The sequence below is a fragment of the Polaromonas sp. P1_G2 genome (assembly GCF_056405515.1).
Genome location: NZ_JBFUBY010001596.1, coordinates 1 through 380, shown reverse-complemented (window position 1 = coordinate 380; position 380 = coordinate 1). Strand labels below are relative to the sequence as shown.

The following is a 380-nucleotide window of genomic DNA, read 5'->3' as shown; positions in this document are numbered from 1 at the left end:
ACACAGCCTTGCCAGCGGATTGTCCGATGCCGGCCGAAAAAGATTCTGTCTACAAAGTCACAAAACGCATTGCGGTCATAGTCCTGGTCGGCGGCATACTGATGGGGATCATCGCCGCTTTTATTCCCGGAATGCCTGCTGGATTTCCAGTCATGATTCCCGCGATGGGGCTGATGATCGCCGCAGGCCTCTATCGCCTGACGCAGGAGCCGCGCGGCTCAGTCACCCGGCGCGCGGTCAGGAACTTCAACAGCGCTTATCGTCCGCTCACACCGCTTGAGCCGAAACACTGGGAGCGCCACCCGAGTGAGGGTGAGGATCTGTCCAAGATCGATCCGGAAAAGCTTCGAGCAGAGATCTAAGCGCTGAAGCGACGCATG

1 protein-coding gene is annotated in these 380 nt (G+C 58.4%); it reads left to right on the top strand.

The window, feature by feature from the left end; genetic code table 11:
- Positions 1-362 (top strand): hypothetical protein (locus AC1D0P_RS31710; protein WP_477680351.1); only part of this gene is annotated, 362 nt, incomplete at its 5' end.
- Between the last annotated feature and the right edge of the window lie 18 nt (positions 363-380).